The organism is Alphaproteobacteria bacterium RIFCSPHIGHO2_01_FULL_41_14 (assembly GCA_001767855.1).
Taxonomy (GTDB): Bacteria; Pseudomonadota; Alphaproteobacteria; order UBA7879; family UBA5542; genus 2-01-FULL-41-14.
In genome coordinates, this window is record MEMF01000002.1 from 270,517 (window position 1) to 293,482 (window position 22,966).

At 45.3% G+C, this 22,966-nt stretch carries 17 protein-coding genes, 1 tRNA gene and 1 other annotated feature; of the genes, 8 read left to right on the forward strand and 10 right to left on the reverse strand.

Going from position 1 to position 22,966, the window contains the following annotated elements:
- Positions 1-3: 3 nt before the first annotated feature.
- Positions 4-1,098, reverse strand: a complete 1,095-nt coding sequence (locus A2621_01350; GenBank protein ID OFW89549.1) for a cell filamentation protein Fic — start codon at positions 1,096-1,098, stop codon at positions 4-6.
- A gap of 245 nt (positions 1,099-1,343) precedes the next feature.
- On the opposite strand from A2621_01350, the gene A2621_01355 reads away from it, so the two are divergent.
- Entirely contained in the window at positions 1,344-2,438 is a 1,095-nt protein-coding gene (locus A2621_01355) for a hypothetical protein (GenBank protein ID OFW89550.1), read from the forward strand.
- 26 nt (positions 2,439-2,464) lie between these two features.
- Here the strand turns inward: A2621_01355 and A2621_01360 are convergent, their stop codons facing one another.
- A complete protein-coding gene (locus A2621_01360; protein OFW89551.1) occupies positions 2,465-3,271 on the reverse strand; it encodes a hypothetical protein in 807 nt (268 codons plus the stop codon).
- A gap of 282 nt (positions 3,272-3,553) precedes the next feature.
- Between A2621_01360 and A2621_01365 the strand changes: the two genes are divergently transcribed.
- The 3 genes from A2621_01365 (at position 3,554) to A2621_01375 (ending at position 7,060) form a co-directional block, all read left to right on the forward strand.
- On the forward strand, positions 3,554-4,699 hold the full coding sequence (locus A2621_01365) for a hypothetical protein (GenBank protein OFW89552.1): 1,146 nt from the start codon (positions 3,554-3,556) through the stop codon (positions 4,697-4,699).
- A gap of 411 nt (positions 4,700-5,110) precedes the next feature.
- Positions 5,111-5,536 carry a hypothetical protein gene (locus A2621_01370; protein OFW89553.1) on the forward strand — a complete coding sequence of 142 codons (426 nt, stop codon included), beginning with the start codon at positions 5,111-5,113 and terminating at the stop codon, positions 5,534-5,536.
- A 159-nt stretch (positions 5,537-5,695) separates the two neighbouring features.
- Positions 5,696-7,060, forward strand: coding sequence for a hypothetical protein (locus A2621_01375; GenBank protein OFW89554.1), 1,365 nt, complete (start codon positions 5,696-5,698; stop codon positions 7,058-7,060).
- A 19-nt stretch (positions 7,061-7,079) separates the two neighbouring features.
- On the opposite strand, the gene A2621_01380 is transcribed toward A2621_01375, so the two are convergent.
- Entirely contained in the window at positions 7,080-7,436 is a 357-nt protein-coding gene (locus A2621_01380; protein ID OFW89555.1) for a hypothetical protein, read from the reverse strand.
- A 186-nt stretch (positions 7,437-7,622) separates the two neighbouring features.
- Between A2621_01380 and A2621_01385 the strand changes: the two genes are divergently transcribed.
- Together A2621_01385 and A2621_01390 are read left to right on the forward strand one after the other, a co-directional pair.
- A tRNA-Gly gene (locus A2621_01385) sits at positions 7,623-7,697 on the forward strand.
- A gap of 74 nt (positions 7,698-7,771) precedes the next feature.
- The gene (locus tag A2621_01390; GenBank protein OFW89556.1) at positions 7,772-12,148 is read left to right on the forward strand and encodes a hypothetical protein; all 4,377 of its coding nucleotides are present in this window, start codon (positions 7,772-7,774) and stop codon (positions 12,146-12,148) included.
- An 84-nt stretch (positions 12,149-12,232) separates the two neighbouring features.
- Here the strand turns inward: A2621_01390 and A2621_01395 are convergent, their stop codons facing one another.
- Genes A2621_01395 through A2621_01425 form a run of 7 tightly spaced genes read right to left on the reverse strand, consistent with a single transcriptional unit; the run spans position 12,233 to position 18,426 of the window.
- Positions 12,233-13,207: a hypothetical protein gene (locus tag A2621_01395; GenBank protein OFW89557.1), complete on the reverse strand. Its 975-nt coding sequence runs from the start codon at positions 13,205-13,207 to the stop codon at positions 12,233-12,235.
- The gene (locus A2621_01400; protein ID OFW89558.1) at positions 13,192-13,374 is read right to left on the reverse strand and encodes a hypothetical protein; all 183 of its coding nucleotides are present in this window, start codon (positions 13,372-13,374) and stop codon (positions 13,192-13,194) included. Before A2621_01400 ends, A2621_01395 begins: the two co-directional genes overlap by 16 nt.
- Entirely contained in the window at positions 13,374-14,306 is a 933-nt protein-coding gene (locus tag A2621_01405) for a tRNA (adenosine(37)-N6)-dimethylallyltransferase MiaA (protein OFW89559.1), read from the reverse strand. The genes A2621_01400 and A2621_01405 overlap by 1 nt, the downstream gene beginning before the upstream one ends.
- Position 14,307: 1 nt before the next feature.
- A complete protein-coding gene (locus tag A2621_01410) occupies positions 14,308-14,964 on the reverse strand; it encodes a hypothetical protein (GenBank protein OFW89560.1) in 657 nt (218 codons plus the stop codon).
- A complete protein-coding gene (locus tag A2621_01415; protein OFW89561.1) occupies positions 14,951-15,919 on the reverse strand; it encodes a hypothetical protein in 969 nt (322 codons plus the stop codon). Before A2621_01415 ends, A2621_01410 begins: the two co-directional genes overlap by 14 nt.
- The gene (locus A2621_01420) at positions 15,912-16,664 is read right to left on the reverse strand and encodes a hypothetical protein (protein ID OFW89562.1); all 753 of its coding nucleotides are present in this window, start codon (positions 16,662-16,664) and stop codon (positions 15,912-15,914) included. The genes A2621_01415 and A2621_01420 overlap by 8 nt, the downstream gene beginning before the upstream one ends.
- Positions 16,639-18,426: a hypothetical protein gene (locus tag A2621_01425; GenBank protein ID OFW89563.1), complete on the reverse strand. Its 1,788-nt coding sequence runs from the start codon at positions 18,424-18,426 to the stop codon at positions 16,639-16,641. Before A2621_01425 ends, A2621_01420 begins: the two co-directional genes overlap by 26 nt.
- A gap of 91 nt (positions 18,427-18,517) precedes the next feature.
- Positions 18,518-18,706: a binding site (cobalamin riboswitch), on the reverse strand.
- A gap of 169 nt (positions 18,707-18,875) precedes the next feature.
- Here A2621_01425 and A2621_01430 point away from each other — a divergent pair.
- The gene (locus tag A2621_01430) at positions 18,876-20,369 is read left to right on the forward strand and encodes a transcription termination/antitermination protein NusA (GenBank protein ID OFW89564.1); all 1,494 of its coding nucleotides are present in this window, start codon (positions 18,876-18,878) and stop codon (positions 20,367-20,369) included.
- Positions 20,370-20,398: 29 nt separating this feature from the next.
- Positions 20,399-22,927, forward strand: a complete 2,529-nt coding sequence (locus tag A2621_01435) for a translation initiation factor IF-2 (GenBank protein ID OFW89565.1) — start codon at positions 20,399-20,401, stop codon at positions 22,925-22,927.
- The last annotated feature ends 39 nt before the right edge of the window (positions 22,928-22,966 follow it).

A 22,966-nucleotide genomic window follows, 5' to 3' on the forward strand; every position in this document is an offset into this window, starting at 1 on the left:
CCCTTAAGAAAGAATATAACTTGTACTGCGGCCTCCTTGAGGATTCTGTTGTAAAATATCGTAGGCAAGCAAATCTTTGATGTCTCTGAGGGCTGTATCCTGAGAACATTTTGTAATCTTTGCGTACTTGCCTGTTGTTAAATGTCCCTCGAAAGATCTAAGCATCAGATTGAGAATTTTAATTTGTCGCTCATTTAGAGGATGCTTTTCTGCTTTTTTCCAAAAACGGCTTTTCTGTAGCGTAGACTCAAGAAGAATTTCTGAACCCTTTATAGCGTTCTGCAGACATTCTATAAACCAGAGTAGCCATTCCGTAATATCTAAATCGCCTTTCTGTCCCCACTCGAGCTTGTCATAATAGAGGGAACGTTCTTTTTCGATCCAGAACGACATACTATAAAATCGATCGATGGATTGATCGGAACGGGTAAGAAGCAGATCTGTCAGAGCCCGTCCGATTCGTCCATTCCCATCCTCAAAAGGGTGGATGGTGACAAACCAAAAATGGGCAATCCCTGCTTTTAAAACAAGATCAATTGAAGATTCCTCATTAAACCACGAAAGAAACAAAGCCATCTCTTTCTCAAGTTTTTGGGCTTCTGGCGCCTCAAAGTGGACCCGCTCCCGTCCCATTGGACCAGACACAACTTGCATAGGACCTTCTTGCTCTGTGCGCCATGTCGCTACTTTTATCTGTTTCATCCCACTTCTGCCGGTGGGAAACAAAAGAGCATGCCATCCAAAAAGGCGATCTTTTGTGAGGGGCTTACCATAATTGCGAGTTGCATCAAGCAGCATATCCACCACCCCATCAATGTGTCGATCTTGAGGGAAAATGGAAACCGTATCAATACCAAGTTTTTTGGCAAGAGATGACCGAACAGCTTTTGGATCTAGTATCTCTCCTTCAATGGAGCTTGTTTTCACGACATCAGCGGTTAAAATTTCGAGACTTGCTTCCTGACGCGTATTAAATCCTAACTCTCCCATTTTTCCTAAAAGATGCCCTTGTAAATATCTCACCTGAGCCAATCTAGGATTTACTTTTTCTTCCTGCCATTTAAAGTGAGGCCATTCTAGTCTTTCATGAATAAACATTCTATTCTCCGCAAGTTATAAGGAGATTATATTACTTAATCACCGCAAATACAATTAAATACCGCATAATATGCGGAGAATAAATTATCGTGACAATCGAGTCCTTGCAGTCCCTGTTTCTTTATGGAGACAGATCCTTGCTTTTTCGGGTTTTTGTTGTTCAATTTCCTTTCTAAAAGAGAAGATCAGCGTTAATTGACATCTATAGAATGTTTTGTTCTAATAAGAGGGAACAGGGAAAAATCATGACCAACAGCCGTATTTTAAGCTTAATAATCCTTTGTGGATCCTATCTCACATATGCAGGGTTTACACCCTATTATCCTGGGTATGGGAATTTGGCCCCATCGTATTCCTATCAGCAGCCTTCCTATTATGGCGGGGGATACCAACAGCCTGGGTATGGAGGATACCAACAGCCTGGGTATGGAGGATACCAACAATCCCCCTATGGCGGAGGGGGTTATCCGCAACGGTTTGGGGCATCACCTCTGCAGAGACTTTCCCAGGGGCAATGGTCCGGCGGGGGCTCTGGGGGCTCTATTTTTGACTGTTCGGCTAATAGCTGTGGCACCTTGAAAGGCTTCAAAAAATGTTTGGGGAGCCAGAAAAGCGCGTATCGGTATTTTATTTTCCATCCCGAGGCGCTCGAGTCCCGTCAGGCCAGAACCCGGCTTCGCACGTTTATTAATGATCACCCCAAATGCTATACCCAGTTTTGTAATCGGGTTTGTTCCACCGTTCCTGAGCAGTTTCTAGGGGCGGCGAGAAAGAGGCCGCAGAAAGCCAACTGGCTGAGACGGCAGGCGGATTGGGCACGGCAAAATAAGGCGTGGCGCACGCGGGAAGCCCACACAAGATTCAGAACGAGGATCAGAATAGAAGATCTGTGTAAAAGGCAGGATAACCGCGGCAAAGAGATTCGCCTCTGGTGCAGTGAATGCGCGGACTATTTAAAAGGTGACCGTGAAATGATTGACGCTTGTCGGGCAGAGATTACTTATAATATATCGCCTGTAATAAGATTCCGAAAGAGGGGTCAACAAGGGCAGGTTCAACATGTGGTAGCGCAAGAAGAAATAACTATCGGTGGGGGAGACGCCCCTCAAATGCAAGGGCAAAGACAGCAAAAGACCCAGATAAAAACAGTGGAGCAAAGACAGCAGCAGGGGACTGTCGTAGAAAAAGAAGCCGGTCCTGGTGGTGTAGTCATGAGCAGTACGTCATCCCAGCGGTCTGAGTCCAGTCAAGGGTCTGAGCAGAGCTCGGATCGCTGGGATGACGATGAGTCTTCAGACGATGATTCTGGAGAGGAGTTTTCAAGCGCATCCTCAGACTAACAGCAGCCGAAGAAGATAGATCGTTTCTACCATCTCTTTTTAACTTGAGCCAAGGTCATGTGCTCGTTTCTGATTCTTTCCATAACACGAGGGTTCCCTTTGGGGTCAATACGTCGTCCCAACAGATAGACTTCTATGTCTAGTTGGGCACATTTGGCTCGGCTGATCTCATTTTCTCTTTCGCCCTTTACAACTTGTTGGGCATACGGATAATCTAAAACGCCTTTTCTAACAGCTTCCATGGCAAGTGGTTTTGTCTTGGCATCATTCCATCCCCCTGGTTGCTCCGTATCTCTCTTTAGAATTCCCAACGCTTGATTAATAATCTGGTCTCGTTTAAGGGCTTCTTCCACAATCTTAGTGCCGAAAGGTTTGTTGTTTTGGATACGGTCAACCATGGTCCAGTTAAAGTCATCCCACTTGTCTGTGCTACACCAGGCAACCGGGTTATGGGAGGCTGATTCTAAGCGCTGCGCAAATGCCTTGACTATGGAGAGGTTCTCTTGGTGCTGTCTTTTTTCTTCTCTCTCGGCTTGCTCACGATCTTGTTTCGCTTGACGTTGACGGGCGGCGTCCTCTCTGTCGGTTTGCTCACGAGCGCGTTGCTCTCTTTCTTGCTTGGCTGTCTTAGCCGCTTGAGCTTTATCAAACGCCAAGCGGTCTTCTTCTATCTTGGCCTGACGATTCATGGCTCTCGCTTGATCATTCATCGCACGAAGGGAGAGACGGGCCATCCGGTCTTCATAATCATCATATCCATATCCCCCGGTGGCAGCCTCACTGAGCCCTTGGGACAAGACGATCCCCAGGGTGATTAAAATACTTTTTTTCATACCGAAACTCCTTGTATTCATTGCAGTAACGTACACTATTGAAACGTCTGCCCCTTTTATATAATTAAAGCAAGTAGAAAATTCAAGGAATTGTGTATAAAAATGAGAAAAGAATACCAGGGGCGGTAATCCCCCATACCGAGTTCTTCTTTAGAAAATCATTCAGACTCAATCTATACAAAAGGACATAGTATTCTAAAAACCATTTGATATATCTTAATAAATAGACTTGAAATTTTTTTTGAAAGGAGATAGTGTGCTCATGGTTGAGCAGAGGACATTATGAAAACCAGGTCTTTTTTTTTCACTCGAGTGGTGGTTATCCTTTGGATAGTTTTGTTTGGAATCAATGCTATTGCCGATCCAAAAAAGATAAATATTAATTCTATCAAAACTTTTTTCGATCAACGTTTTAAAAACTATAAAAATAAACAGGTTCTTGGCGAGAGAATTCTTTCACCTAATTCGGTGAAACGCTTATATTTAGTGGAATTTCCCTTAGAAGACATGCCGGATGAAGAGAAGGCGAAACTTCTTGAGAATGAGGATCCTGAGGCATTTTATTATGGATATGGGGGGGAAATCGACTACGAAAAAGCACGTCTTATCGCTTATTCACACTTGGGGAAAACACCCAAAGGTGAGAGGCTCTCTCTGGCGGCATTGTCTGTGCTGATGATGATTTATGGGAACGGGCAGGGTGTGAAATCTAATTTCGAGTTGGCTCAGTTTTTTGCTGTTGTGGAGGGGGGATCTCACTTTGAATTGACGGGAGAATTAATGGATTTAGAGGAACGTAAATCCAAGGGTTGGAAAGGAGAGGAATTTTCTTTCTGTGACCATACAACAAGTGGATTTCGTGAGGGATATTGTAAACGCATACATCGAGATCTTCAGCGCTTTAGGCACAATAAAGCCTTCCTAATTTTATCTCAACATTGGACACCTCCCCAAATTCAAGCATTTGAAAGATTAAAAAAGAAAGCTTTGCGTTACTTTTTGAGCCAGTCTCAGAATGAAATAGATGGATCTGGATCAGCGGGCACTGCTTTTATCCTTGAGGAAGAGATGAATCACCATGATGCTTTTAAGAAATTGATCGAACAGCTTGAAGAGAACGAAATTTCTTCCTTTTCTAAAGAAGAATTTGATGAATCGAATAAAAATCTTAAAACTGCCTGTAAAGATGCTTGTGAATATCTTGTACGTTCAGAAGAAAAATTCATCGATTTAATAGGTTTTAAAAAGGAAGATCTCAAAAAAACCCAACAAGATTGGGCCCAATACAGAGATGCTTTCTTTAATTTTTCAAGGGTGAGATATCCAAAAGTTTCAAAAAATACTCTAGGAAAAATATTAACAGATATGAGGATAGAAGAACTCCAGAGAATTAGGGGCTGTCCCTTAACAAATCCTTATGCTATCTGAGACAACCCCAACTATTATTGTCAGAACACCGAAGGGGGTTCTGATAAGGTTCCTTAGTTGTAATATATTTTCACTATGTCGAGTGCGTCTCTTTGGTACCTATCACCCAGTCTATCCCAATTGTCATCTAAAATGGAAAAGTCCGCACCTCTTTCTCTGTCTTTAGAAGAAAGACTTTCGCTGGGGGGCTCTCCTAGATTGAAACTTCTGCCCCTTCTCCATACTTAAAGCAAGCAGAAAATTCAAGAAATTGAATGTGAACGCTCCACGGAGAAATTATTACAAAAAAATGTAAAGAAGATTAGGAGAAACGGTTTAAGATAGGATACAATGACGAACGCTTTTAAAGCCTTAAGTAAAATATTTTGTACCATTAGTCAGACATATCAATCTTGGAGGGGGAACGGAAAAATGATCGTAGGACTTAAAAACGATAAAGAAAAAACCTCTAATAACAACGGCACGCACTCTTTAAAAGATCAACTCTATGATTTTTTGGAAGATCTGCCGAGGCAAGAGGGAGGGGTTACGCATATTTGCAGTTTTTTCGTCTCTCTTGCGAATCAACAGCATAGTCTTTCAGATATTTTATACGAGATTGGAGAAGATCCCCGTCTGTACTTTTGGCTTAAGTTAGTTATTGGCTCGCTCAGCTTTAAAGAAAGTGACCAGTTGACTAAAACTTTGAGATCAATGTTCCCTAAAGAAGGGCCCTTGATGCAGGAAGTAAATTTTTTCTTTTTATCTCATCAAAAGAAACTGATTCAAGAAATTGCGTCTCATCTCACAAAGCAAGTCAGCCTCTCCCCCCTTCAAAGTCATGAAGGAACGGCATAAGTTCAAGGGGCAGAAAAAATTTAGAATAGTGTAGTCGGGCCTTTTCTTGGGGGTCTCTTTCCAACGGTCCTTATCGGGGTTGATTTTTTCCGATTTTTCAACTGGATCTATATTTTTAGTCGATATAGAAACTAAAAGTACTTGTGGGGAGGAGATTTGATGAAATCACTGATTTATGGTGCCGTGTTTTTTGTTCTGAGTGGATGGGGAGCCGGAGCTGACTTGGGGCCAGATGTGTTTTCTATGCCCTCAAGTTCTAGCCTGAAAAGTCACTCACCGTACACTATGAAAGTTGAAGCAGATCCTTTGGCTCTCGCTCGAGTTTTATGTTTGGATGGGGGTGGCGGTCGCGGTATTTATACGGCCGCAGTCCTCGATTATCTAGAGGAAGAATTGCAGGGGAAAAGAGTTTGTGATTTTTTTCAAGGTGGCATTACAGGCACGTCAACAGGGTCCTTAATCGCCTTAGCCATTTTGGCACCAACTCATTTTAATAAAGCCACCGGAAAAAGAGAAGAGGGTCCATACCCTGCTAACGAAATTGTGGATTTTTACGAAGATATGATTAAAGAAGTATTCAAAGGATGGACACCTGCTAATTGTTGGAGAAATGTGAGTCATGGATACGATGAGGGGTGCTTCTCCAGCCTAAAGAAAACCCTTTGGAGCATGATGACTTGTTTTGGGTGCTGTGCTTGCTATAAAAATTGTGATGGATTTTGTGGTCCTCGGTACAGCAACCATAGTTTGAGGGCATTTTTAGAGAGGCACTTTGGGGACCTCACCTTGGCAGATGCTTTGGTGCCTGCTCAAATAGTTTCTTATGATGTTTCTCAAAACAGGCCTATTTATTTTAGCAGTTTCAAAACTCCTAAAGTAAGATTTGTGGATGCTGCTTTGTGCTCTTCAGCCGCCCCCACTTATTTCCCATCTGTCTCCATTGAAGACGGTAGAAATGGCACTTATCCTTGTGTGGATGGAGGCGTTTTTGATAACAGTGCGTGTTTGGCTGCTTTAAAGCTAGGTCTTCTCCATTCTGCTTCTCTGATGTCCCCTGCCTCGACACGTCATCTGGATAATTTTGTCTTATTATCCATCGGAACAGGAGAAGAAAACATTGATTCACGGTATAAAAAACTAAAGCACTCAGGTAAACTTAGGTGGGCATCCGATGCTATTAAGATTAGTATGGAGGGAACGTCTAAAGCGGCTCATGAGAATCTACAGGATATCTATGAAGCCAGTGGCGTCAGGGATGAACGATATTTCAGAATCCAAACCATTTTAACTCCTAAAGAAAGCCAAATGGATAACACAAAAGAGAGCATAACGGAGGCGTTGGTAAACAAAGCACGGAACGATGTAAGCGATGACAGTAAACCATTCCGACGTTTCGTGAGATATCACATTGAAGGGAAACTTAAAAGGGAAATAAAAGAAGATGCACAGGAAGATCAGGAGGTTCTACAACAGTTCCAGGCTCTTAACACCTCTCTAGCTCAAGTTGCCCATTCCGAAGTTTAAAAGAGGCCCAAACTACAGCTCAACTTCCAAAGGTGTTCAGAGTCCTTGCCTGTTGCTGAAAAACCCATATGGCCTGAGCGATCTCAAAAAGGACTATATGGCTCGTTATTTTTGTTCGATCAAAGCCTGAGTCTCTGTAAGGCTGAAGAACTCCTCTTTCATTTAAATAGGCAAGAAATTCCTTAAATCTCTCCCCCGTTGGAATTCGACTTCTTATTAATTTCCGTTGGGTTTTGTCATCTCCCCGCGGGAGTAGATGCGTTGCGGGTTTTTGTTGTAGTTTTTCCTCATTCGCTTCACCCCCCGCCGCCTGCAAAGAAGGCAAGGACAAACAGGTTATCAAGGCGGTTGCGCATATCCATGGAACAGCTTTCATGATGGGTCTCCTTAAAAGTTATAACGCTATGATGATCTTTGACACCCTACGCTTTTTTCATCAAGGCGAAAATATAAAAAAATTAAATTTTCCGAAATAAAAAAACTCAGACAAGGCCAAGCTGATCTTTTCTCGCGTTCTCTCTTGCAAAAAGTTTGAAGCGTGCTAATATCCTGCGATAAACAAGCGGGAATAGCTCAGGGGTAGAGCACAACCTTGCCAAGGTTGGGGTCGAGGGTTCGAATCCCTTTTCCCGCTCCAAGTTTTCTGGTTTATCCCCCTTCCAGATCCTGCTAAGATAACCCCACGTTGTCGAGATGGTTAGGTTTTTAAGAATGGATCCCCAAGAAAAAAGACAAGAGAAAAATCCCATCATAAAGCGGATAGAAGCGGTGGCTCAAGCGTACAAGTTTCCGGCGCTTTTTTATCAGTTCCTTTCTTTCTTTCTGTCCCAAGCGTCGCTTGAAGATCTTGCCCAATATGCGCCGGAGGAATGGGTTCGCCTTGTGTCCCATGGGTTTGATGCCTGTCATGCGCAAAAAGGGAGGCGGTCGTCTGTGACCCTTTACAATTTATCAGACTTGTCAGATCTGCAGACTCAGGGGGGTGATCAGGCGGTGATCGAGATTGTCCACCCCCATCTTCCCTTTTTGGTGGATTCCCTCTATGCCACCTTGGTGGCCGAGCGCCACCATATTTCTCTTTTCCTGCACCTTATTTTAAAAATCACTCGGACGGCAGAGGGCACCCTCCTCTCGTTGGAACGGGGCAAGGCGTCTTTAGGGGAAGAAGGATTAGAATCTTTCCTGCATATTCATTTAGAGAACCCTCTTTCCTCTTCGGAAAAAAGAGACTTGCAGCAGAGCTTAGAGGCTGTAATCCAAGACGTGAAGATTGCCGTGGAAGAGTGGCAACCCATGCGGGAGCGGGTGCAAAAATGTTTAGAAGAGATTCACTCAAGCAGGACCCCTTTGAGCGAGACCGAAAAAAAAGAACAATCGGATCTTCTCAAATGGTTGGATGAAGGATTTTTTACTTTTTTGGGGTATCGGTTTTATGGAGCAGCGGCTGGTGGGGCGGAAGAAACATTAGGTGTCGCCAAAACACATAAGGGGAGTTTCTTTGGTCCAGACGAGCGCACCGAACAAACCATCCTCAGTCAAACAGGGGGTCTGGCTCCCTATTTCAGTGTGACGAAAACCATGGTGCAATCTAAAGTGCATCGCCCTGTGCCCATGGATGTGATTCGGTTTACCGCATTTGACTCCCAAGGCAATGTGCGAGGAGAGCATGAATTTTTTGGACTGTTCACGGCGGCGGTATATAACGCGCGGCTTCAGGATATTCCCTTTATCCAAACAAAGGTTGCCCAAGTTTTAAAGGCCTGCCATGTCCAGCCAGATTGGTATGACGGGCGGCGGTTGATGTATATTCTGGAATCGTTGCCACGGGATCTTTTGTTCCAAATTTCCGTTGCAGAACTGGCGAAATTTTCCCAGTCTATTTTGAAATTAAAGGAACGACACAAGCTCTCTTTGTTTGTGCTCCCGGACCCCTTAGGACACTTTATGTGGAACCTTATTTATATTCCACGGGATCGCTATACGGCAGCCCTGGCGGGTGACATGGGGGAGATGCTGGCAGATTGTTACAAGGGCGCGCTCGTCTCTCATAATACGCACATTGGGGGGGATCTGTCTTTTGCGCGGGTTGAATATATTATTTCAACGGATGCCCATCCTCAGCATAAAATTATGTGCGACATTCAAAGTACAGAGCTTGCCCTCTCTGAGCTCTCTCTCTCGTGGGAAGAGTGTCTGAAAAAAGAATACCGAGAACACACTAAAAAAAGCGATCTGATGGGCACGCGTTTGTTCTCGTCTGCATACCAAGAACATTTTTCTGTCAGAGAGGCTTTAAAAGATCTGCCCTTCATAGAAGAGGCCGTGAAAACGGCGTCGAAAGGCATTCGGTTCTACCAGAGCAAAGAAGACACCACCCTTCATGTCAAAATTTTTAGTCCGGCTCATCCTTTGTTTTTGTCAGATATTTTTCCCACTCTTGAACATATGGGCTTACGTATCTTAACAGAAGCCTCTTACAAAATAGGACAAGGATCAGAGAGTGTTTGGCTACATCATTTTAAAGCGGAACCAGCGCACTCACCAACAGAGCGGTTTCAAGATATTTATGGCAACTTTTTGAAAGTTCTCACGAAAGTACTGCACCAAAAAGCAGAGGATGATTCCTTTAACCGTCTTGTTTTGGTGAGCAATCTGACGGATCGGCATCTCTTATTGGTGCGGGCTTATTATCATTATCTTTGCCAATTGGGGTGGCCCTTTATGCGAGCCGCCATTGTCTCTGCTCTGGAACGGTATCCGTCCTTTTTAAAGAAGCTTGGGCAATTGTTTTACAAACAGTTTGATCCGGCTTCTTCAGCTGCAGCAGGGGAAGAAGAAGCTCTCTTTTCTATGATGAAGGAAGATCTGATGGCCATTGAAAGCGGAGAAGATGAAGCCATCCTCTCGGGTCTATTGACGCTCATCAGAGCCACTCAACGCACAAACTTTTTTCAGCTGGATGACGCGGGCAACCCCAAAGAATATGTGTCTTTAAAATTTTTACCGGCTCTCATTGAACCGCTCTCAGACACCAAACCGTTGTATGAGGTTTTTGTGTATGCGCCAGAGGTGGAAGCTATCCATTTGCGGAGTGGAAAGGTGTCACGGGGGGGCATTCGATGGTCAGACCGACGCTTGGATTATCGCAAGGAAGTTTTAGAACTCATGAAGGCGCAGCTTGTTAAGAATGCAGTGATTGTCCCTATGGGGGCCAAGGGTGGGTTTTATGTGAGGACTCCTTTGGAACATCTTTCGTTTGCAGAACGTCAAGATGTGGGCATCCAGGCTTATAAAACCATGATTCGCGGGTTGTTGGATATTACAGATAATTTAGTAGATGGTCACGTTATTCCTCCTCCCTTCGTGAAGCGTCGGGATGAAGATGATCCGTATCTTGTAGTAGCGGCTGACAAAGGAACAGCCACCTTTTCAGACATCGCGAATGAGTTGTCTAAGGACTATGGATTTTGGTTGGGCGATGCCTTTGCTTCTGGCGGATCGGCAGGGTACGACCACAAAAAGATGGGGATTACTTCTCGGGGTGCCTGGGAATCTGTCAAAAGACATTTCCGGGAATTAGATAAAAAGATGGACCATCCCTTTACCGTGGTAGGGGTGGGGGATATGTCGGGAGATGTGTTTGGCAACGGCATGCTCCTTTCTCCCAAAATTCAGTTGGTGGCAGCGTTTAATCACGCCCATATTTTGATTGACCCGAGACCGGATGTGGAGGTGAGTTACAAAGAAAGAAAACGTCTCTTTGAGCTGCCTCGATCTCAGTGGTCAGATTATAATCCTGCTCTTCTTTCCAAGGGAGGAGGGATTTTCGAACGGAAGGCAAAATCTATTCGTCTCTCAGCAGATGCCCAAGCTCTCTTGAAAGTGACAGAGAGGGATATAAAGCCGGATACGCTGATCCAGCAGATTCTGAAGCTCCCAGTGGATCTTTTATGGTTCGGGGGGATCGGGACTTATGTGAAAGATCGCAAAGAAACAGAGGGGGAAGTGGGAGATCGAGCGAATGAAGCGGTACGCGTCAATGGCCAGGACGTGAGGGCCCAAATCATTGGGGAAGGGGCAAACCTGGCCATGACTCAAAGGGGCAGAATTGCGTATGCGCTCAAAGGGGGCAAACTCAATCGAGATTCGGTGGACAATTCCGCAGGTGTGGATTGCTCGGATCATGAAGTTAACATCAAGATTCTGTTTCAAGGCATTGTGAAGGCTGGCAAGTTACAGGAAGAGGGCAGAAATACCTTGCTAAAAGAGATGACAGCAGAGGTGGCTCAGTTGATTTTGCGGCATAACTATCTTCAAACGCAGGCCATCAGCCTCATTGAAAGCCGGGGGTATAAAGCACTCGCGCGGCAAAACCGGTTGATTCGGTTTTTGGAAGCAGAGACGCGTCTGAACCGAGATCAAGAAGCGCTCCCGTCAGAAGAAGATGTGGAACGACGGATTGAAAAACAGAGAGGGTTAACGCGCCCTGAAATTGCTGTTCTGGTTTCTTATACAAAGCTGTATTTATACGAGAAAATTTTAGAATCAGATTTACCAGAAAGCCCTGATCTTACCCATTATTTAAGGGCGTATTTCCCCAAACCGTTGCAAGAAAAATACCCCACGTTCATCGACCAACATCCGCTGAAACGAGAGTTAATTGCCACCAGTGAAGCTAACTTCTTAGTGAATCGATTAGGAACAACTTTCTTCTTTGAATTGGAAGAGAGGTTGAAGACGCCTTTAACGGAACTCATCCGCCTCTTTGCTCAGATGCGCTGGGCCTGGAAATTAGAGGCGTATTGGGTACGGATCGAATCTCTAGAGGGAGCTGTGCCGTACCAGATGCAAAATAAACTCTTTAATTTCCTCATTTCTTTTTGTGAGAAGGCTCTCGAAGGAGCTGTCCAAGAAGGCATTTCTTTTTTGCCAGAACCAGGTCCCGTATTTCAGAAAAGATTGGTTCGAGACGGGATGAGTGAAAAAGAATTGGAAAGGTTGAGAGCTGGAATTTTACACGTAAATCAGACAGTTGGGTCGACTGATCTCTTTCGGAAGTTTTTAGCTCAACTTACGGAGATTTTGTAGTTCTTGTGCGAGAAGAGGAACGTTTGAGTATGTCTAAGACCCCTAGATCATTGAAGAAACCTGCGTACTGCGTAGCGAATTGACCTAAATTAGATTAAGGATCAGTTTAATGAGTATCTCTTTATCTGAGGGGTGACTTTGAGCTATCAACAGAGCCAAAGTTGTCAAAGTCTCATTTGTAACGACATCGGTGTTTACACCATGTTGTTTTAGATAAAGGAGAAACAAAAAGCTTGCGGTTCTTTTGTTTCCATCAACAAAAGGGTGATCCTTAATGACAAAATAAAATAAGTGAGCTGCGCGTTCTTTAACGGAAGGATAGAGCATTTTCTGTCCAAAAGTTTGATGAACATTGCCAAAAATTTCCTTAATACCGTGATTTTGAGGTCTGGCAAATAGGTCTGAAGCCTCTCCTTTTTCTCTGAGTTTTTCTGCAAGGGAAGCAATAGCTTCTTCTGCTTCTTCTTCATCCAAAAGTGGGGGCACTTCTAAATCAGCAGGTCTCTCTAGCTTATTCTCATCATAGGCTAATAGAAGATGCCACGCTTTTGCAAATTTTTGAATAATTTCTAAAGCATTTTCTCCAATGTCTGTAATTTCTCCAGATTCTTTCAGACTTCTCTGGAGTAGATTTAAAGCGCTTGTAATTTCTTTGAGGCTTTTTTCACTGAGACGTCGTTGATTGAGAGTATATCCTTTAAGCAAATGGTGATTGAGAACCTGAGTCGCCCAACGTCTGAATTCTGTGCCTCTCTTTGAGTTTACCCTGTAGCCTACGGATAGGATGGCGTCCAAATTGTAATGGTTTACTTTATACGTTTTATTGTCAGTGGCAGTTGTTGCATAATTTGCAACAACTGATTTCCTTTCTAGCTCCTTAGTTTTAAAAATTTGAGAAAGATGCCTAGAAATCACGGACTTATCTCGTTGAAATAGCCCTGAAATCTGCATTAGGCTAAGCCAAATTGATTCGCCTTTTAGAACAACCTCTAAATTAATCTCCCCATCCTTGGAATGAAAGATAATTTGATTTTTTGTGATCTCTAAGTCATTGGCCATTTTAAAGAGTCCCTTAGGAAACCGGAAGAGAGGCTTCCAGTTCCTTTTCCGATCCTATTGTAAGAGGGTTTTTTCGTAATTTCTATCTTTTCTTTGCCATCATGGGCTCGTCGATCTTTGAGGACAGAGCCAGATATTTGATTGGAAATCGATAAAAATGCCCCCATCAGGGCAGAGTCGTCGAGTGTATGTGATTTGCTCCCCAAAACTCAGGCCAATCAGATGGTACGTAAATCTTCGGCCAAATAAAATCAGGCGACAATTGATGCCGAAACCAAGTCATTTGCCGTTTGGCGTAATGGCGCGTTTTTTGCTGAATTTGTTCCGTCATTTCGCCGTGCACGAGATGTCCTTCTAAATAAGATAGAATTTCTTCGTATCCCAATGTCTTTTTAGCCGTGAGGGAGGGCAGGATGTGGCGCTCTTTTAAGCGCCTCACCTCGTCGATGGCGCCATTTTCTAGCATATGCTCCACTCGCTTATTGAGGGCGGCATACAGGGTTTCCCGATCTGGGTCGATCAAAATTATTTTCAGAGGGGGGGAGAGGGGAACGATTTTTTCTTTAGGAATTTTCTGCCACTCTAGAAGAGGTTTTCTTGTGTGACGGATGACTTCAAGAGCCCGTAAAATACGTTGTGTATTCCGGGGGTCCATTTTCTCTGCCGTCAACGGATCTTCTTCTTTTAACAGCTGGAACATCTGGGTGGTGGAGGTGGCGGCCAAGAGAGAGTCTAGCTCTGCACGCAGAGAGGGAGGGATATCTGGAATGGGGCTTAATCCCTCTAACAAAGTCTTTATATAAAGACCGGTGCCCCCCACAAGAATGGGGGGATGAGGGGGGGATTTTTTTAAAACCGCTTCCACAGACTGAAGCCATTTTCCCGCCGAGTTAATGTCAGTAATGGGCAGAATACTATAGAGAAAGTGGGGAACGGAGGCCTGGTCTGAAAGCGTCGGTTGGGCCGAGAGAATGGGGAGCTCTTTGTAAAGCTGCATGCTATCCGCATTGAGGATGTGACCATTTACATGACGGGCAATATCTAGGGCAAGGGTTGACTTCCCCGAGGCTGTAGGTCCACAAATAATATAGGTTGTCATTTTAGGCTTGTACTTCTTTCAGAATGGGACGGGCTGTTTTTAATAAAGAAAAGTGCTGATCGGCCAAACATAGCACTTGGTCACAATAATCCAAAGCTAAGTTTTTTTGGTGCAGAGACAGAAGAACAATCTTATCTTGCTGTGCATATGCCCGCAGTACCTCAAGGGCGATTGTTTGATAGGTGTCATCCAAATGGCTGGTAAGCTCATCTAGGATAAGAATATGTGTGTGTCTCATCACGGCGTACGCTAGAAACACGCGCGCTTTTTCACCAGAAGAGAGGGTTAAAAAGTTTTGGTCTAAAAGGGGATGCAAAGCCAGGGTTTTCAACAGCGGGTGATCTAGATGAAATTTCGGGTTATGGATGGTCATGACCTGTTTGGTTGAAAGTGGCCAATGACAGGTGAGCGTAGCAGGGATATAGGTACGGATCTCTGTGAGGTCTTTAAGAGAGTACGTGGCCAAGTCTTTATGATGGAGGGATATCTTTCCTGTATAATCAGGATTTAACCCAGCAATGGCACGCAAAAAAGAAGTTTTCCCCGTGCCATTTGGGCCCGTGATGCCGATGAGATGTGACCTCGAAAAATGAGCAGAATAACCTTTGAGTAGAAGTTTAGAATGGTATTTCAACGTAAAGTTTTCAAAACGAATCATGGGAGGACCCTTTCTTTTTGAGGATGAGGAACAGGAAAAAAGGAGCACCCAAAAGAGCGGTAATCACTCCTATTTTTATTTCGGTGTGCGTGGGCAGAAGCCTCACAACGATATCGGCCACAAGACAGAGGAAAGCCCCTCCCAAGGCAGAGGGAAGAAGAAGATCGCTGGGTTTCACCTTCAGAAAATGCCGCAAGATATGAGGGACAATAAGCCCCACAAACCCAATTGTTCCTCCCATGGCGGTCAGTGGGCCAATGCAAAGAGCAATCCCAACAATGATCATTTGGGTGGATCGCCTTAAGGAATACCCAAGCGTTGCTGCCATCTCTTCTCCCAAGCTTAAGGCATCTAAAAGCGGACGCTGGATCCACAGCAGCACGACTCCGACTCCCAAGAAAGGAAGGGTAAAAAGAATATTCTCTAAGGGTTGTTGGTCAAACGATCCTAAAAGCCAAAACATAATTTCTAAATTTTTGTAAGGATTTTTAGAGAGGTTGAGGGTGAGCGCTGTTAAGGCGCTAAAGAGACTGTTAAAAGAGAGACCAATCAGAATCAGTGTCAAGATGTCTGATTTTTTTAAAGAGATGACATACAGAAAAAACATGAGTGTGAAGGTACCTATGACACCGCAGAAAGAGGTTAAAAAAGGAGAGATCCCAAAAGAAAGGGCGAGAACGGCCCCAAAAGAAGCGGCAGAAGAAATCCCGATAATGCCAGCGTCAGCAAGAGGGTTCCTTAAATACCCCTGAAGGACAGCACCCGTTAGGCCCAACATACCACCTGTTAGAAGCGCTAGAAGGGTGCGGGGAAGTCGTAAAATTTCAAGGACGGTCCAAAATGTCTCAAAATCTTTTATCAGGAGAGAGAAGGGAAAATTTCCCACCAAGAGAGAACTCAAAATGCTGACGACGAGCAACGTAAAGAGGATGATGAGCAGGGCGGGTTTACGCATGGGATGTTTCTCTCAATAGACGAATCAACTCAAACACAGCCGGGGGATAGGGACACAGGGTTAATCGATAGGGAATTTTCTGAAGCGTTATTTTTTTCTTTTTGAGATGGTCCCAGAGAGGGTGAGGTCTCGGCGTATCTGAAAAGAAAACAGCGGATAGAGGGGTAGAGAGAAGAGACTCTAAGGAATTATAGGTCCATCCTTCTTTGGTGCCATACAGATTTTCATATCCAGCCGCTAGAAGAACTTCATTTAAGAGGGTATGATTTCCAGGAGAAAGCCCTTGGGCTTCGTAGAACGCCGCTTTTTGTGTACAGGACGTACAGGGAGAATTCTTCTTTAAACGTTGGATCCATTTTTCCCCTTGTACAGAGTGGAACACGTGGGACAAAAAAAGAATTTGTTTTTCCAACTCTTGGAACGAGTGAGGATAAGAAAGAGCAATGAGCCGAATCTTCTTTTTTTGACATAACTTTTTGATGACAGGAGAAATGGGTTCATACCCAATCACCATTTTAAGGGCGGGGTTCATCAAGTCTTCGGCGGTCCCTCTGTGGGTAGGGACAGAGGATGTACGGGAAGCTAAATAAGAGAGCTCGGGGTCTTGTCCTACATAACTGACCGAGTGAATCTCTTCTGGGGAGGCCATCCCTAAAAGCCATTGATCGGCGCATAAATCGAGGGAAAGGATGCTTGCAGATAAAGGAGCCATGAAAAAACTAAAAATAAAGATGTGTGCCCACATAGATGGCCCTTCCTGGAGTTTGATAGTTATACGTTTGTGCATAGCGGGTATTGAAGGCATTGTCCAGACGGGCAAAGAGAGAGGCCCCTGGGTTTAGCTGATATTTAAGAGCGATGTTCACAAGGGAATATTCCCTGAGCCCTTGTCCTTGAGTGCTCTGCCTTTTCCCGATGTAGAGGATTTCAGGGCTGAGGGTGACATCTTCCGTAGGCCCATAATCCAGTTGGAAACAGGCTTTATGTTTAGGAAATTCGGGATTTGTGTTGGCTTGGTGTGCATCGAGATTTGTATAGGTATAACTCATTGTTGTACTCACCGTTGGATAAGGCACATAGAGAAACTGGGATTCTACGCCCGAGATTTTGGTGGATCCCGGAAGGTTTACGCTTCTACGCACATTATTTTGTAAGTTGCCTTGGATCATGTTGGTAATTTGTGTCAAAAAGGGAGTGAGTTGGAAAGACATATTCTGATGGGGGAACGTTTGTTCAAAGGTCATATCTAGGGTGCGGGTTCGTTCAGATCTGAGCAGAGGGTTCCCTTGCACATAGGTGTTGGTCACATAAAGATCGAAAAGCGCGGGATTTAAAAATCCGGTTCGAATCCCCCCTTTCACAAGGGTATTCCCTCTCGCGTAAGCCAGGACAGCGGAATAGGTCGTGTTTCCCCCGAACTTTTGATGATGGTCAAGCCGTATACCTGCTTCAGCGGAAAGTGTCTCTGTGAGATGGGCCTTTTGGATCCACCCCCCATAAGCGGAGAGGAGACTCTTTTTGAGAGGGGGAGAGCCGCTGTTCATACGGTCTTGCTGAACGCCAGCTAAGAGAGTTGATTCTAAGCGCGGAGAGAGAGTGTACGTTCCTGTATAGCTGGCGCCGCTCATTAAAAAGAAAGAGGCGGGAAAGCTGGTGGTTTTGAGTTTGCTGCGATTCAGAAAGCCTTTAACAGCATGGGTCGTGGTCTCAAATCCGAGGCCCAATAAGGCCAGAGTTGTGGCTTGGTCTTCCTGTGGTTTGGGCGATAAAGGGGTGACAGTATTTGCGTCATATTTTGTTTCAGTTTCCAGGACTCTGGCGGTGAGCTTAAAGGTACTGGTATCTCCCACTTGATGTTCCAACCGAGTGGCCATGTTTCCTAAGCGGGCCCGCCCCCTTTCTCCTGGTTTTCGGGTATTACCATATTGGGGGAGACCCGCGGTGCGAGAGCCCTCTCCGTGAATGACCCATTGGGTCTCAGGTGTTATTTTTTGGTGGGCCAGGTGACCATATCCCCATTGAAAACTGCCGCCTTCCGCGGTGAAGATGTTCTCAGCTGGCAGAAACGGCGTTTCCATCAAGACAACGCCTCCACTGGCGCCATTGCCATAACGGACGCCCTGACTGCCCGGGATCACCTCTGTTAAACGGGTTGCTCCTCCGAGAAGGGGAGAGAAGTTCACATAGCCTCCGCCATCTTGAACGGGGATATCATCGATGCTCACGTAAGTGTTACGAGACGTTTGTCCGCGGAAGCTCACATTACTTATTTGCCCCATCCCCCCTAATTTTTTGAGAATCAAACTGGGAAGAGCTTCCAAAGCATCTCTGGCTTCAGAGGGTGTCTCAGCCACATCAGTGGGTTTATAGCTCTGGGCTTTCAAGGTTTCTTTCCAGGAGTGTCGGGCGGGAATGGTCAGAACCAACGCGGCGTATCCTTGGAACGAGAGACCTGAGATCAGACCAAGGACAAAGATAAACCGACTCAAAGACAACCGCCTTTTCATGTTTCTTCTCAATAGTTAATTTTTATTGTCAGGTCGCGTATGAAATATTTTTTAAGAAAAATTCACAGAGTCTTGATCCCGCCGATCAAAAACATAGGACACTGATAAGGGCAGGTCTCCTGGCTTAAGCATTGACGATGTAGAAAATCTTCCCAGGGATCACGCCCCAGTGATTGAGGAAGAGAAACTTCCTCTGCGATCCACATCACATCTTTTACAGTTGCGGGGGCAGCTGTGGTTTCACACCACATTCCCTTAGACCCTTATTCCAGGCATCATGGCAAAAAGAGAGAGAAAGTTCAAGGGGAAGTCTCAAACTTGTGTGAACTCAAACACAAAAACTTGCCAAATCATAAAAAGGGCGTATACTGCCCCTTAACATCCTTTTCATATTGTCAAGGTGGACCGTTGGTCCGCCTTTTTATTTAGGTAAATTACGAGGAAAAAGAATGGTAGCATCAATAAACAAAGAAGCATTGCAAATTGCGGAAGCTGTGGCCCAGGAAAAAGGTATTAACCCTGAAGAGGTGTTAATTGCTATGGAAGAGGCCATTCAAAAGCTAGGTCGTTCCAAATATGGAATCGAAAATGATATTCGGGTGCAGATTGACCGCAAAACAGGTGCCATTCAAATCGACCGGTACAGAGAAGTTGTGGAAATGGTGGAAGATGCCGCCAAACAAATCTCCCTCGAAGAGGCACAAGCGCAAGATAAAGGTGTTGCCATTGGGGATTTTCTCATCGAAAATTTGCCACCTGTTCAATTTGGCCGTGTGGGGGCACAAGCTGCCCGGCAAGTTATTTCTTCCCGCGTTAGGGGGGCTGAACGTAGGAAGCAATACGAAGATTTCAAAGACAAAATTGGCGAAATTGTGAGTGGTATTGTCAAACGGGTTGATTACGGGAATTACATTATCGACATTGGCCGCACGGAATGTTTACTCAGACGGGATGAAAGTATTCCGCGCGAAATGTTGAAACCAGGGGATCGGGTACGTTGTTTTGTGCTGGATGTGCGCGAAGAAGCACGGGGACCCCAAGTCTTTTTGTCGCGGTCTCACCCTGACTTTATGGCCAAACTTTTTTCCCAAGAAGTTCCAGAAATTTATGATGGGAACATAGAGATCCTTTCTGTAGCTCGTGACCCCGGAAGCCGTGCCAAGATTGCGGTGCGGTCTCGGGACAGCAGCATTGATCCCGTGGGGGCGTGCGTGGGGATGAGAGGAAGCCGAGTTCAAGCTGTTGTGAATGAATTACAAGGGGAGAAGGTTGACATCATCTTGTGGTCGGCAGACCTCGGGACATTCATTGTCAATGCCTTAACGCCAGCTGAAATTTCAAAAGTCGTGATTGATGAAGATCAAAATCGGGTGGAAGTCATTGTGCCAGAAGACCAACAGAGCCTCGCCATCGGAAGACGGGGACAGAATGTAAGGTTAGCCTCACTTCTCACCGGCATGGAACTGAGTATCATGACAGAAGCGCAAGAATCAGACCGTCGTACGGAAGAGTTTAGTCGGAAGACCTCTCTCTTTATCGAAGCGCTCGATGTGGATGAGGTGATCGCGCACCTCTTGGCTGTGGAAGGCTTTTCTACTCTAGAGGAAATTCTAGACGTCAGTGACGCAGAGCTTGCTGCCATTGAAGGGTTTGACGAAACCTTAGCCACAGAGTTAAAAACACGGGCCGCAACCTTTTTGAAAGAGCGGGCAGAGATCCTGAAAAGTAGGTGTGCGTCTTTGGGCATTTCCAAGGAGATTATGGAGATGGATGGACTTTCCCTTGAAATAAAAGAAAAATTAGGGCAAAACAACATCAAGACATTAGATGACCTTGGGGATCTTTCCTCGGATGAGCTGATGGATATTGTTGGTAAATCAGCGCTAAAAGAAGAAGAAGCCAATCAAGTTATCATGAAAGCACGAGCTCATTGGTTTGAGTAGTTGAGTTCAACTTGGGTGATGAGTATAAAATGAGCGACAAAGAAAAAGATCAAGTTTCAACAGAGAAGAAGCCTTTGACGCTGTCGCGGAAGATTGATCTTAAGGATTTAACAGAGACCCAATCTCGACAGTCCTCAAAAGGGGGGCGCACGGTTATCGTAGAGGTCAAAAAAAATAGATCTCTTCTAGATCGCAAGCCAGAAACACCGGCAGAAAGGTCTGGACTCAGATCCTCTAAACCTGTTTTGAGGGTGCGTGAAAAATTCAGTCAGGAGACGTCAGAGGCGGAACATGAGTCGGTTGTCTTAAGGGCACAGGGAAAAAAGCTCACCGATCAAGAAAGAGAAGCCCGATTAAAGGCACTGCAAGATGCTTCCAAGTATATGGAAGAACAGGCGGCGCAATCTAATCTTTCGTCCAAGCGCGCTGCAGAATTACGCCAATTATCAGAAGAAAATCGCAAGCAAAAAGAAGAATTAGAACTCTCTCTCAAGCAAGAGGCTGAAGAGGAAGAGGCTGCTGTTTCATCGACAACACAGACAGAAACAGTCGGTACGGATAAAGAAAAAGAAGGTCTTCGAAAAGCGCGTGAACGGGAAGAAGACGACGCGGCCGCGCGGCCAGCTGTGATTAAGCGCCAAGATGAACGGCGTCTCACAAAAATTAGCGTTTCAGATGTGGTGATCGATAGTGAAGGGGGTGAAGATACGTATCAGCGCCGCCGGACACGCAGTCTTGCCGCCATCAAGCGTGCCCGTGAAAAAGAAAGACTAAAATTATTGCGCCAACAAATGGTGCAAGAAAAAATTTCTCGAGATGTCACGATCCCAGAGGCGATTACCATCCAAGATCTGGCTAATCGGATGGCTGAAAAAGTATCTGATGTGATCAAATGTTTTATGAAAATGGGAACCATGGTCACTATTACTCAATCCGTGGATGCGGATACAGCTCAGCTGATTGCAGAAGAGATGGGCCACAAAGTCAAGCGTGTGTCGGATGCTGACATCGAAGAGGTTCTCCTGGAAGAGCCAGATGCGGAAGGTGCCTTGGAGTCTCGTCCTCCTGTTGTGACCATCATGGGGCACGTGGATCATGGAAAAACGTCTTTGTTGGATGCGTTGCGCACCACCGATGTGGTTGCGGGAGAAGCGGGTGGCATTACCCAGCATATTGGCGCCTATCAGGTAACCTTACCCTCTCATCAAAAAATTACCTTTATTGATACACCAGGGCATGCAGCGTTTACCGAGATGCGGTCTCGCGGCGCCAATGTGACAGATATTGTGGTTTTGGTGGTAGCAGCGGATGATGGGATCAAAGAACAAACCGTGGAAGCCATTAATCACGCCAAAGCAGCCAAAGTACCCCTTATCGTTGCTATTAACAAAATTGATAAACCGGGCGCAAATCCAGAGAGAGTGCGTCAGGAACTCATGCAGCACGGCATCTTCCTTGAAGAACTGGGTGGAGACGTCTTATCCGTGGAAGTGTCAGCTCTTCAAAAGAAAAATCTCGATAAGCTCGAAGAGACCATTTTGCTTCAAGCCGAAATGGCGCACTTACGGGCGAATCCCCATCGGTCTGCGTCAGGTGTTGTGGTGGAGTCTCGTTTAGAAAAAGGTCGTGGCCCTGTGGTGACGACGCTCATCCAAAAAGGAACGTTAAAAGCGGGTGATTTCTTTGTGGCTGGTTCTGAGTGGGGCCGCGTACGCGTGCTCTTAAATGACCATGGAAAGCCGTTGAATACGGCGGGCCCTTCCATGCCTGTGGAAATCATAGGCTTTAATGGCTTGCCTGCGGCGGGAGATATTTTCTCCGTGACGCAAGAGGAATCAAAGGCGCGTGAAATTGCCGAATATCGTCGCCATAAGAAAAAAGAAAAACAAGCAGCCCTGTTGGATAAAAAGAAGATGGATAATCTCTTTTCCAAGAAGGGAGCCCATAGAGAGCTCGCTATTTTGATCAAAGGAGACGTGCAGGGGTCAGTGGAGGCCATCGCGTCCAGCTTGATGAAACTCAGAACGGAAGAGGTCTCTGTCCTCGTCCTTCACAGTGGCGTAGGGGAAGTAAATGAAACGGATGTTTCATTGGCGAATGCGTCGAATGCTTTGATTGTGAGCTTTAATGTGAAGGCCAATGCCCAGGCACGGGAACTTGCCCAACGGGAAGGGATTGAACTCCGCACCTACTCCATTATTTACGATATTATTACCGATGTGAAAGATCTCTTAGGCGGGCTTCTTTCACCCATCCTTAATGAGAAGTATTTGGGGCGCGCAGAGGTGAGAAGAATATTTAAGATTTCAAGGCTGGGGCACGTGGCGGGTTGTTATGTGTCAGATGGCGTGATTAAAAAATCGGGCAAAGTCCGTCTGATGCGTGCAGGCGAGATGATCTTCGAAGGCCGTATTAAAACGCTGAAGCGGACAACGGATGAAGCCAAGGAAGTGAAGAGCGGGTTTGAATGTGGTATTTTGCTTGAAGGGTTTAATGACATTCACGAGGGCGACATAATCGAATGTTCTGAAATAGAACGGATTGCGCGTACTCTTTAACAGCTCTATAGTAATCAGTAAAAATCGGGAGGTACGAGA

Bases quoted from the DNA above. Each gene is read 5' to 3' on its own strand.
- A2621_01405 (OFW89559.1), bottom strand. From the start codon at position 14,306: ATGACAACCTATATTATTTGTGGACCTACAGCCTCGGGGAAGTCAACC.
- A2621_01425 (OFW89563.1), bottom strand. From the start codon at position 18,426: ATGAAAAGGCGGTTGTCTTTGAGTCGGTTTATCTTTGTCCTTGGTCTG.
- A2621_01415 (OFW89561.1), bottom strand. From the start codon at position 15,919: ATGCGTAAACCCGCCCTGCTCATCATCCTCTTTACGTTGCTCGTCGTC.
- A2621_01410 (OFW89560.1), bottom strand. From the start codon at position 14,964: ATGATTCGTTTTGAAAACTTTACGTTGAAATACCATTCTAAACTTCTA.
- A2621_01365 (OFW89552.1), top strand. From the start codon at position 3,554: ATGAAAACCAGGTCTTTTTTTTTCACTCGAGTGGTGGTTATCCTTTGG.
- A2621_01420 (OFW89562.1), bottom strand. From the start codon at position 16,664: ATGTGGGCACACATCTTTATTTTTAGTTTTTTCATGGCTCCTTTATCT.
- A2621_01350 (OFW89549.1), bottom strand. From the start codon at position 1,098: ATGTTTATTCATGAAAGACTAGAATGGCCTCACTTTAAATGGCAGGAA.
- A2621_01355 (OFW89550.1), top strand. From the start codon at position 1,344: ATGACCAACAGCCGTATTTTAAGCTTAATAATCCTTTGTGGATCCTAT.
- A2621_01395 (OFW89557.1), bottom strand. From the start codon at position 13,207: ATGGCCAATGACTTAGAGATCACAAAAAATCAAATTATCTTTCATTCC.
- A2621_01435 (OFW89565.1), top strand. From the start codon at position 20,399: ATGAGCGACAAAGAAAAAGATCAAGTTTCAACAGAGAAGAAGCCTTTG.
- A2621_01430 (OFW89564.1), top strand. From the start codon at position 18,876: ATGGTAGCATCAATAAACAAAGAAGCATTGCAAATTGCGGAAGCTGTG.
- A2621_01360 (OFW89551.1), bottom strand. From the start codon at position 3,271: ATGAAAAAAAGTATTTTAATCACCCTGGGGATCGTCTTGTCCCAAGGG.
- A2621_01370 (OFW89553.1), top strand. From the start codon at position 5,111: ATGATCGTAGGACTTAAAAACGATAAAGAAAAAACCTCTAATAACAAC.
- A2621_01400 (OFW89558.1), bottom strand. From the start codon at position 13,374: ATGGGGGCATTTTTATCGATTTCCAATCAAATATCTGGCTCTGTCCTC.
- A2621_01375 (OFW89554.1), top strand. From the start codon at position 5,696: ATGAAATCACTGATTTATGGTGCCGTGTTTTTTGTTCTGAGTGGATGG.
- A2621_01390 (OFW89556.1), top strand. From the start codon at position 7,772: ATGGATCCCCAAGAAAAAAGACAAGAGAAAAATCCCATCATAAAGCGG.
- A2621_01380 (OFW89555.1), bottom strand. From the start codon at position 7,436: ATGAAAGCTGTTCCATGGATATGCGCAACCGCCTTGATAACCTGTTTG.